General features: G+C 63.2%; 7 protein-coding genes and 2 pseudogenes. 2 read left to right on the top strand and 7 right to left on the bottom strand.

Annotated elements, in window-relative coordinates:
• Positions 1-869, top strand: an 869-nt coding sequence (locus AYK65_RS17825; RefSeq protein WP_244560000.1) for a polysaccharide biosynthesis/export family protein, incomplete at its 5' end; no start/stop codon positions are given.
• A gap of 88 nt (positions 870-957) precedes the next feature.
• Here the strand turns inward: AYK65_RS17825 and AYK65_RS17820 are convergent.
• Positions 958-1,170 (bottom strand): annotated as a pseudogene (locus AYK65_RS17820) (RES family NAD+ phosphorylase); the annotation flags it as partial.
• A gap of 98 nt (positions 1,171-1,268) precedes the next feature.
• On the opposite strand from AYK65_RS17820, the pseudogene AYK65_RS17815 reads away from it, so the two are divergent.
• A pseudogene (locus tag AYK65_RS17815) lies at positions 1,269-1,793 on the top strand (site-specific integrase); the annotation flags it as partial.
• 289 nt (positions 1,794-2,082) lie between these two features.
• Here AYK65_RS17815 and AYK65_RS17810 read toward each other — a convergent pair.
• From AYK65_RS17810 to AYK65_RS17785, 6 genes are all read right to left on the bottom strand, one after another.
• On the bottom strand, positions 2,083-2,295 hold the full coding sequence (locus AYK65_RS17810) for a hypothetical protein (protein WP_081159220.1): 213 nt from the start codon (positions 2,293-2,295) through the stop codon (positions 2,083-2,085).
• 594 nt (positions 2,296-2,889) lie between these two features.
• The gene (locus AYK65_RS17805) at positions 2,890-3,360 is read right to left on the bottom strand and encodes a DUF4189 domain-containing protein (RefSeq protein ID WP_081159218.1); all 471 of its coding nucleotides are present in this window, start codon (positions 3,358-3,360) and stop codon (positions 2,890-2,892) included.
• A gap of 52 nt (positions 3,361-3,412) precedes the next feature.
• The gene (locus tag AYK65_RS17800) at positions 3,413-4,153 is read right to left on the bottom strand and encodes a hypothetical protein (RefSeq protein WP_139793210.1); all 741 of its coding nucleotides are present in this window, start codon (positions 4,151-4,153) and stop codon (positions 3,413-3,415) included.
• Between the two features lie 11 nt (positions 4,154-4,164).
• Positions 4,165-4,749: an invasion associated locus B family protein gene (locus tag AYK65_RS17795; RefSeq protein WP_139793209.1), complete on the bottom strand. Its 585-nt coding sequence runs from the start codon at positions 4,747-4,749 to the stop codon at positions 4,165-4,167.
• 172 nt (positions 4,750-4,921) lie between these two features.
• Positions 4,922-9,262, bottom strand: coding sequence for a YadA-like family protein (locus AYK65_RS17790; RefSeq protein ID WP_081159215.1), 4,341 nt, complete (start codon positions 9,260-9,262; stop codon positions 4,922-4,924).
• Complete coding sequence (locus AYK65_RS17785; protein WP_081159213.1) at positions 9,259-9,726, bottom strand: hypothetical protein; 468 nt, start codon at positions 9,724-9,726, stop codon at positions 9,259-9,261. Before AYK65_RS17785 ends, AYK65_RS17790 begins: the two co-directional genes overlap by 4 nt.
• Positions 9,727-9,963 lie beyond the last annotated feature (237 nt).

Genomic DNA, 9,963 nt, shown 5'->3' with positions numbered 1-9,963 from the left:
CCACAACGGAATCGAAGCAGACCAGCATCGACCTGGTCGTCCAGCCCGACGGCAAGGCGGCGATCCCCTATGTCGGCTCGGTGCGCTTTGCCGGCCTGACGCTGGAACAGGCGCGTCAGGCGATCCTCGAGGCGCTGAAGCAGAAGGCGGTGGAGCCGGACGTGATCGTGACGTCGACGTCGACGGCCTCGCGGATCGTCACCGTCTCCGGCGCCGTCGGTCGCCCCTCGGTGGTGCCGCTCAACCTCGTCAGCGAAACGATCAACGAGGTGATCGCCAAGGCCGGCGGCCCGGCGGCGCAGCCCTACGAGACCTATGTCACGCTCGTGCGCGGCAAGAAGACAGGCACGGTGCTGCTGAAGTCGATCATAAACAACCCGTCGGAAAACATTCACGTCAGGCCGGGCGACCAGATCTTCGTCACCCGCGACCCGCGCACCTTCACGATCCTCGGCCAGGTTCGGGCCAATCAGCGCGTCGAGTTCGGCGCCAACGACCTGAACCTGCTCGAAGCGGTGGCGCTTGCCGGCGGCGGCGCGGACCAGACGGTCGACGCGAAGGGCTACTTCGTCTTCCGCTACGAGGAGCCGGACATCGTCATGAGCCTGCTTGGCCAGGAGCGTTTCCACCAATTGCTGAGCAAGGGCCTGAAGGCCGACAGCGTCGGCCGCTATCCGATCGTCTATCGCTTCAACATGACCAATCCGGACGGCCTGATCGTCGGCCAGACCTTCCCGATCAAGAACCGCGACGTCATCTACGCCTCGCGCCATCCTTCGGTCGACATTGCGAAATTCCTCGAATTCGTCGCCCAGCCGATAGGGGTTGCGAGTTCGGGCGTGAGCATTGCGAACAGTGCCACCGACTAGACCCGCCAAAACGACAGATAGCGTCCTTCGGCTACTCGCGGTCGCACCGCGTGTCTGATCCTGGTCGACCTTTGCGACAAGTACTCCCTCAACTCCAGGACAGCTGGTCCTTCGGTAGCCGGCCGCTCGGATCGTTCACCGCCACTCGATGTGGAAGATTCGGACTCCACGTCCATAGGACGAGATTTCGGTCATCTTCCTGGGCACCCGACGCAAAGCTCGGTACCAATATACCGGCGATCCCATGCGTATAGAGGCGTTCATAAATCGCCCATGAAGCGGGACGCCTTCCCTCTTGGATGCCGTGGCATATTGGGGTCGGTTCTTGGGGGATCGATTGCTCTTCTGACCCCAGGAACCCGTCTGGCGACCCCACTTCAGACCCGATGGGAGAGCCCAGTGGCCAGCCTTACGGATGGAGAAATTCGCCGCGCGTTGAAACAAGTAGAAGAGAGCGGCAAGCAGTTAAACCTTGTTGATGGGAAGGGCATGGCACTGGCCGGCTCGTCCTCCTTATGAAGCCGATGCCAACCCGCGTAACTGCAGACTGGATGGCGCAGCAATGGCGCGACCAGAAACGGATCAAGAAAAAACTCGGATCTTGTCCGGCGATGTCTGAGCGATGCTCGGAAAGTGTTCGATCGCGACTTCGCGCAGATGAGTCAAAAGGGTCGCAGTATCAAAATAGCTGGCGACGCTCACCCGGACACCCTGGCTGACGCCCTCGAGGCTTATATTGCCCACCTGAAAGATTCCGGAAAGTCGTCTTGGAGGCAGGCTGAAAAAGGCCTTAACAGGATCGCTGACACCCTCGGTCGCAATCGCCCCGCTCGCGACATCGAGCCTGATGAAGTCACCGAGCTCATCCGCCCCATCTACGAACGCGGGAAGCGATCAACGGCGGATCATGTCCGAAGCTACATCCACCTGCAAATGCCGCGAAGGTCGTCGCCGCTCGCCTCCAGTTCGGAAAGTTGGACGGGCTGGCGCGTCAATCGGAGGGCTTTCAGAGAAACTGCGTCATGGCCCTATGGCGGCACCAAACCAGATCGAGTGCCGACTTGCAATTGTGGATGATGACACAATCATAGCTTGCGGAAGCTTAAATACGAGAGTATTCGTCAACTTCAACTCGCCGGGTACCACGTGCTAGTAGAACTACCGATGTGGCTTCAGCCCGGTTGAAGTGCGGATGTCGATTCGCACGCGTCGGTTATGGATCCAGTTCAGCCTCGCCGCGGCGTTGCTCATACATTTCCCAGGCAAGGTCCATCAAGCAAAGCAATACGTCTTCCTCACGCCAACCGGCTGCCACCGCAGATTGGACGATCGCGTGGATAACAGGTTCCAGTTGACGCCCGCATGCAGTTAATAGATCTGCGGCGCCCTCCTCCGCAGGAGGACCTACAAACTCGAACTCTGTCATTGAATTCCCAACTTGAGCTTGTTCTGATCCGGCGTTTATGCCTGTCTCAGATACAAAGCCGTCCCCTCCCCATCCATTCGGCTAGCCTAAATTACGGATCGCCGATAGACAATATAACCCCCATAGAAGGGCCGGCGAGCAGTTTCAATCTCCATTTGTGGGGAGATAGAGAGGTAGGCTGCGGGCAAGAGACTGTTCGCGGCAGCCATCCACATGCGTTTTGCTGATCCGCGATTTCGTGGACGGAGCCGCCCGAAACATCGTTTTAATGGCACACGAGCTTTAGCTCGCTTGCGGGTTGCAGTATTAAATCGGACCCGATGGACTTCGTAGGTTAAGACCTCGTGCGGAGCGCAGATGCCGTTATTGTGGCGCTGAGGAGCGCTCGCAGTCGCCTATAACCGCTCTCGGTTGCTTTCACTCCAGCGCAAAGATGTAGTTGCCGATGAGGCCAAAGGTCATGGCGTGGTACATGCCCTCATAGGCGCTGCCTATCACGGATAAGTAAACGCGTTCGTGCTTGTCCCGCTGTCAACTGCCAGGAGCAGAGGGCATCATTCCGTGCTCGATCCTTCGCTGCGCTGACGTGCTGAGCTAGGTGCAAACCCATTCTCGGATCTCGCACTGGTTCTCCTGGCCGCCACAGAGGCTCAAAGCCTTTCGTTCCGCTTCGCGACGGGTCGTCGCCGAGGCGGTGCCCCAGGACGGGGGTCCTGCGCGGGAGGTCTCTCCCAGCGACAGAGCTGCACAATGCTCATAGGGGAAACCCGTGCCGTCGTCCTCATCCCAATGGCGATGGTTGCGGAATATTTCGACCACCTTGCAAGCCGCGCCTTCCGCATCCTGGCAATGCTTGAGCGCGGCATCTTCCGCTTCCGTCCTCTTGTCGGCGCCCCAGAAGAAGCCATGCCGGCCATCGACCGGCGAAAATGCGATCGCGCCCCAGATGCCTTTCTCTTCGTGCGTCGGTTCCGGCTGCTGCGTCGCCAAATCGGCGGCATTGCCGGATGAAATGCCGACGAGGGCGGCAATCAGTATGGGCCAAAAGCGACGGCTGAGCGGCATGTTCGTGCTCCCAAGCTGAAGTTGATCAGGGATGCATCACAGGCGCGGATGGTCATCCGGCCATTCTCGCGACGGAAATGACCACGCAGGCATTTCCGGTGGGGACCAGCAGAGCCTGGCCGCCATCGTTGGCCAGATTGAAAAGCATCGAGTTCGAAAGGTTGTCCGCCAGGACGCTGCCCTTCGGGAGGGTCTGCACGATTTCCTGGCATGTCTTCTGGAACGGCGCCACCCGCACGAAGCCTCCTTCGCAGCCCTGGCCGATGGGCGATGCGAACACGACACCCGCTGCCTGCGCCTTGTAGTCGGGCAGGTCATAAGTCATTCCGGCAATGGCCTGCACCGGATGGGTATCGGGCGACGACGTGTTCCACTGTGTTTGCTCGGTATAGGTCGAGCCTAAGGTCAGGGCCTGCCCGAGCGCCGCGAAGACCTTGGCGCAGGTGCGGACGCCTGCTTGGTTCGCATGCTTTTCAAACGGCGTCTCGCCCGCCGCTGTACCTGCGGGCGCCATCTTGTTCTCGGCGGGCTTGCTCTCGACGGGCTTGCTCTCAGCGGGCGCTTGCGACTGAGCCGAGGCCGTTTCCGCGACCAATCGCCCGAGCGGTGGATAGAAATGGAACGAGAGAATGACCGCCGCGGCGACCACAACGGCGAACATGCCGGCCAGCGCGACGTTTCGCACCACTCGCCAAACTGACCAGCGTGCCGATGACGGACTTGCCAGCGGCTCTACCGGTGCAAGGCTCTGCGAGCTCGTCAATATTCTGTCCTGGATGGATTGGCGGGTCATGTGGTCTCTCGCTAGTTGATGGCCGACAGCGCAGACTTGAGTCCCTTGAAAGGGGCTTCGAGGCTGACCGCCGCGCCCGAAGGCGGGGAATAGGAAACGTTGATGGTGGCTTCTTTGCCGATTTGCTGTCGAAGAATCGGGCCGACGGGTAGATAGCCGACGCAGACCGTGCTGTCGCATGCGGTCAGTTCGACGTCGACGGGCCTTTCCCGTCCAGCGATCCCGAGCGAAATCTTGCTCCCCGTCCCGAGCTTAGCGGGCGCACGCAGGATCATGAAAGGCTTGCCTTTCTCATCGGCAGCCAGAGACCAGCTGAAGACGAGTGCCTGATTTTGATCGATGAAGGATTGGCTGATGTTGCACACCTTGTGTTTGGCCTTGAGATTCTCGTCGCAGATGAGATTCCAGTTCTCGAAAGGGTGGATGACCCGGCGATAGCTGCCCAATGGAACGCCTTGCGGCGGCACCACCTCCGACGGTTTAATCCGGTAGGATCCCGTTTCCTGGCCAGCGGCGGGCGAGCCGCCGGCGAGGAGTAGGCAAGCCACTGCAACCAGAATGAACCGCGCCTCACCGGCTCGACGTCGCATGCGCATGGATTCAGCTAAAGAGCGGAACATTGACAGAAAAGAACTTCACGGTGGGGCCAGCAGGGGTTTGAGATCGCGACGAACACTCGCCGCGATCTCATAGCACGGGAAATCAACGGGCGAGCGCCGGGCTTTCCGAATGTGCGAGAGCCCGCCGCGTGCCATGTCGTCGTGATCCTCAATTCAAGGTTACGCTGAGGCCTGCCCCGACGCCCCACGCACCGCCCGCGGTCGTACCGGAAAGATTGGCGCGGACGCGGCCGTCCTCGCTGGTGTAGCCGGCGCCGAACGCAAACGCTCCCTCGTTGCGCCAATAGCCGCCGCCTGCCGCGACGCTCAGCTTGCCGGGCCGGTCGTCATAGCGCAGCGACGCCGCCGCCAGGCCGATTGCCGCCGCCTGCCGAGCCTCGCTCCGGATGTCGCCTATGTCCGTATTGAGCTGGCTGAGCCTGGAGTCGGTGTAGGCGTTGGCCGAGCTCAGAGTCGTGGCGGCCACCTCGTCGGTGTAGTTTTTTGCCTGGCCGACCGCCCAGGTCGCCCGGTCGTCCGAATAGCCGGCCAGTGTGGCTTTCATCTGCCCTACGTTCACCGCATCCGTGTCGGCCACGCCGGCACCGACATTGCGGATGATCACGGGCGCGCTCGGATCGCCGCCCACGAGCGTCATCGAGTTCGCCCTCGTGCCGTCGGGGTTTTCGTCATATCTGACGGCGGTCTCCTCAAGATCGCCAACTCCCGCCTGCAGGGATTCGACGGCCTGATTGGTCGCATGGAGCTGGCTGCCGTTGATGGCGTCGGTGGATGTGGCGCTGATGCGCCCTGCGGCCACATTGGTGATTGTGCGCTCATTGCCGGCGCTGCCCACGCTCACGGTGCTCGTCGGGTTGGTGCCCGCGAAGGTGTAGGCGACGCCGTTGATGGTAGTGCCGGTGGTCGCCACTGCGGCCGCTGTTGTCGAGCCTGCGCCGAGTGCGACGCTGCCCGGTTCATTGGCGGTGGCGCCGGCGCCGAGCGCCGTCGCCTGGATGCCGTTCGCAGTCGAATTTGTGCCGAGCGCGATGCCGTCGGCCAGGTTGACGGTCGAATTGTGGCCGATGGCGGTGCCGCCGGGCGCCGTCATCTGGACGACGGCGCCGTTGCCCATGCCGATGCCGTTATCGCCGTTGACGGTCGTGCGCGGGCCAATCGCGACGGATTCGGCGCCGACAGCAGCCGAATCCGAGGCCGCCGAATTGGCGTGGAAGTACTTGGTGCCCGACACCGCGAACGATGACAGTGCCCCCTTGAGCTGGCGAAGAGTGACTGCGTCCTGGTCCTCCGTGCCGTCGGCGACGTTGGTGATCTGCCGGTAAGACGTCGAGTTGCCCACCGAGACCGCGCCGAGCAGGGTCTTGTCCGTCGTGTTGTACGGGATGATGCCGGTGCCGGAGAGAATGCTGCCGGACGTCGGCGCAATCGGCCGGTCGGCTACGGAGCCCGAGCCGAGCGCCACCGCGCCGAGCACGGTCGACTGGGTGTTCTGGCCGATGGCGAGCGAGGCGCCGGCGCTTGCCTGGGCGTTCAAGCCTGCGGCGAAGCTGTTGTTGCCGGTTGCGACGCTCTGCGGGCCGATGGCGACCGAGTCGGTTCCCGCGGCGCTCGAATCCGCAAGCGTCGAATTGGCATGGAAGTATTTTATCCCGCCGCCGTTGAGGGCGTTATCGAAGCCCGTCAGGCTGTTGTCGATGGCCGTCAAGGCGCCGCCCACCGTCGTGTAGGTGCTGCCCGCGATCGTATAGGTCGGGCTGCTGACGGTGCCGTCCGGGTTCACGATGGCGCCGCCGCCGAGGATGGTGGCGATGCTCAGGGACGCGCCGTAGAGCTGCGAGCCATTGATCGCTTCGGTCGAGGTCGCGGAGACCGTCCCGTCCAAAAGGCCGCTGATGCCGGTGCCGTTCATGAAGAGGCCCGTGGCATCGAACACTTGCCCGCTCGACAGCGTCAGGCTGTCGGCGGCGAGGGCCGGCGTCGTGGCGATCGTGATGTCCGTGCCGCTGCGCGTGACGGAGATGTTCTGCCCGTTGAGGAACTGCACCGTCCCGCCCGGAGCGACATTCGTCGCGGCATCCCCGTTCGACTGCAGGTTCCAGCCGGCCGAGGCCGTGCTGTTTACCGCTGACAGGGCGGACTGCACGCTGTTGTAGGTCGTGCCGCCAATTGCAAGTCCCGCCGTCACCTGGTTGGTGATCGGATTGTAGGCAGAGGTGCCGCCGAGCGCCGTCGACACGCTCGTGCCAAACGTGTCGAGATCGGTGCCGACTGCCGTGATCGCCTGGTTCGTCGCAAAAAGCTGCGAACCGTTGACCGCATCGGTCGAGGTCGAGGAGATCCGGCCTGCCGCCACATTGGTGATGGTGCGCTCGGCGCCGACAGCGCCGACGCTTACAGTCGAGGTCGGGGCCGTGCCGGCGAAGTTGTAGGTTGTTCCGTTGATAGTGGTGTTCGCCGTGGGTACCGCGACGGCCGTGACCGAGCCCGAACCGAGAGCCACGGATCCGGCATGCGTCGCGGTTGCGCCGGCGCCGAGGGCCATCGCGTTGGCGGCAGCGGCGTTGGCCTGGCTGCCCATGGCGATGGCGCTTACGCCATTGGCGATGTTGCGGTCGCCGATGGCCACCGCGCCCTGGCCGGTCACGGTGTTCTGATAGCCGATGCCGACGGCACCCTGCGCCGCGGTGCCGGGCGTGCTCACCGCCTGTCCGCCGCCGCCAACCATATTGGTATTGCCCATGGCGACCGAGCCGTTGCCGGTGGCCGTGTTGTCCATGCCCTGCGCCACGGCGCCGTCGCCGCTGGCGGTGTTGGGGTCGCCGATCGCCACCGCACCGTTGCCGTTGGCGATGTTGCCGAAACCGATCGACACCGCCTTGCCGCCCGTTGCCCTTGCATTCGTGCCGATGGCGACCGCATCGGCTGAGTCTGCAGCCGCACCTAGGCCGACCGCTACCGTATTCGCGGCAGATGCGGCAGCATTATTGCCGACCGCCACCGAGGAGACACCCGCGCTCTGCGCTCCCGAGCCTGCCGCAACAGAACCGACACCACTCGACACGGCCAAATTACCCAAGGCGAGTGCGAAGTTACCGGAAGCATTGGCGTTCGGGCCAAAAGCTGCCGAGTGTTGTGCCGTCGCATTGGCGGCAGGACCAATTGCCGCGCTATTCAGTGCGGTCGCCACGCTTTGGCGTCCTATCGCAATGGCGTTGGTCTGAGACGCTGTCACATCGGTGCCGATGGCGATGGCGCTCTCTCCAATAGCACCTGTTCCGACAACGGTGCGTGCGCCAAGATAGACCGAGTTCAGCCCGCTCGCACTGGCCCCGGCTCCAATCGCCGCCGCATTGGTCCCTGTCGCCATGGCGTTGCGGCCGATTGACGTTGTCGCGTTGCTGGTGACGCCAATACCGGCGTTGGTTCCGATCGCGATATTGTCGTCGCCCGTCACCAGGTTGCCCGCGGAAGCTGCCAGCGTACCGTCATAAGTGACGGAACCGTCGCCGGTTCCCATGGAGACGTTGCGCGCTCCCGTGACGCCGGAGCCGGCACCTCTCATGACGCTGGCAATGCCACCGCCGACAGCGGTATTCTGCGCGCCGCTGACGAGCGTACCGGCAGCGATACCCATCGCTACGGAACCGGCATTAGCAGTGGTCGATCCAGCGCCGGCACCCTGTCCGACAGCAACCGTGCTGCTGCCGATCGCGGCAGCCTCCGCGCCGAGCGCGAGCGCACTGTTTCCCGTGGCCCGGGCACCGTTTCCGACGGCGGTAGCAGCACTATTTGTCGCTTGGCTGAGGCTGCCGATAGCGACGGAATTGAGGGAGGTTGCCTGGCTCGATACGCCAACGGCCGTAGCGGCAGCTGCAGCAGTGGCCGTAGAGCCGATGGCGGTCGCGTTTGCCGCGTTTGCAGTCGTGTTGACACCAAAGGCTGACGCTCCATCCGCGAGTGCGCGGGCGTTCCCGCCTATGGCAAGAGCGTTAACGCCTGTCGCGTTCGCGAAGACACCTATGCCTATGGCGTTGAGGCCATTGACACCCATCGCATAGCCGATGGCGATCGAAGCGTCGCCCGTTGCACTGTTAGAGGTGCCCAAGGCCACGCTGTTCGCGCTATTCGCTTGGACACCGTTACCGATGGCGACGGAGTTGGCGCCTGACGCCGTGCCGCCGCCGGCGGCATATTGCGCATGGGCAGGAACGGCGTGAAGCGCCGATAGTGCCAGCAGCGCCACGCCCGCGCATAGGCCCTTCTTGCCCGCCGGAGTTCCTGACGATCTTGCGGCACAAGATGCGTTTCCAAACCCGAGCGCACCAAGACCCATCCGATTACGCTTCACGCCAAGCGCCAGATGCGCCATGCGCAGGACCGCCATGAGGCGACGGCGAATGGAACGGCCGCTCCTGTCCGCACCAAGAATCCAATTTCTTGCAAAGCAGGTCAGCCCGCGCCGGACAGCAGTTCCTTGCATGGGTATCATCGGGTGAGTATCTCCTCTACCGCTTTGCTCTCGATCGCGGCAGGTTCCGCCGGCCCTGCCACCGATGCGTCTTTGTTCGATAATGGTTTGAGATGGCTGGCGGCGGCACCGTGCGCCAGAAGCGCATGACCGTGCTTGCCACCGATTGCTTCGATGCTATCCAGCGTGCTCACCAACCAGGTGTCACCCTCATCCGGCACCGCCTGCAGTGCCCTCGCGGCTCGCTCGGCGGGAAGCACTTCTTTCAGGTGGGTTTCGATCGCCTCGAGTTGCCGGGCGGGGGGTTCGCCCGCAAGCAGCACCGACGCAAGACCGTAGACATAGTGGCCGAGCAGCAGGTCCCGCTTGCCTTCCGAGAGCGCGCTGCCGTAACGCTCTTGGAGAGTCGCCAATGCGCGCCGCACCGACTGGCCAACTGCTTCGGAGAGGGTTTGCCGCATGTTCGCGGCCGCCACGCTGCTCATCCCCGCAGCTTCCTTGCCAGGGCGTCGAATGCCGCGCTGTGCCTGAAGAACCGTGTCCCGCCCCGCGGACTGCTCATTGCCCCATATCCCGGCACTCTCCAACTTCAACCCAGCCCAACTGGGCGCCCCCCTCGCGAAAGAACCTTTGCCGCCAAGTAGTATCCCGCACGCAGTGCCGCCTGTCCTTTCCAGCCGGGTTCAGCCAATCGGTAGTGCCACGCAACATCGCAAGCAGAG

Origin of the sequence: Ensifer aridi, assembly GCF_002078505.1 — a bacterium.
Classification (GTDB): domain Bacteria; phylum Pseudomonadota; class Alphaproteobacteria; order Rhizobiales; family Rhizobiaceae; genus Sinorhizobium; species Sinorhizobium aridi.
This window is presented reverse-complemented; position numbering and strand designations above follow the sequence as displayed.

Excerpts from the sequence above, each read along its gene's own strand:
- AYK65_RS17810 (WP_081159220.1), bottom strand. The coding sequence starts at position 2,295 with ATGACAGAGTTCGAGTTTGTAGGTCCTCCTGCGGAGGAGGGCGCCGCA.
- AYK65_RS17805 (WP_081159218.1), bottom strand. The coding sequence starts at position 3,360 with ATGCCGCTCAGCCGTCGCTTTTGGCCCATACTGATTGCCGCCCTCGTC.
- AYK65_RS17800 (WP_139793210.1), bottom strand. The coding sequence starts at position 4,153 with ATGACCCGCCAATCCATCCAGGACAGAATATTGACGAGCTCGCAGAGC.
- AYK65_RS17795 (WP_139793209.1), bottom strand. The coding sequence starts at position 4,749 with ATGCGCATGCGACGTCGAGCCGGTGAGGCGCGGTTCATTCTGGTTGCA.
- AYK65_RS17790 (WP_081159215.1), bottom strand. The coding sequence starts at position 9,262 with ATGATACCCATGCAAGGAACTGCTGTCCGGCGCGGGCTGACCTGCTTT.
- AYK65_RS17785 (WP_081159213.1), bottom strand. The coding sequence starts at position 9,726 with ATGAGCAGCGTGGCGGCCGCGAACATGCGGCAAACCCTCTCCGAAGCA.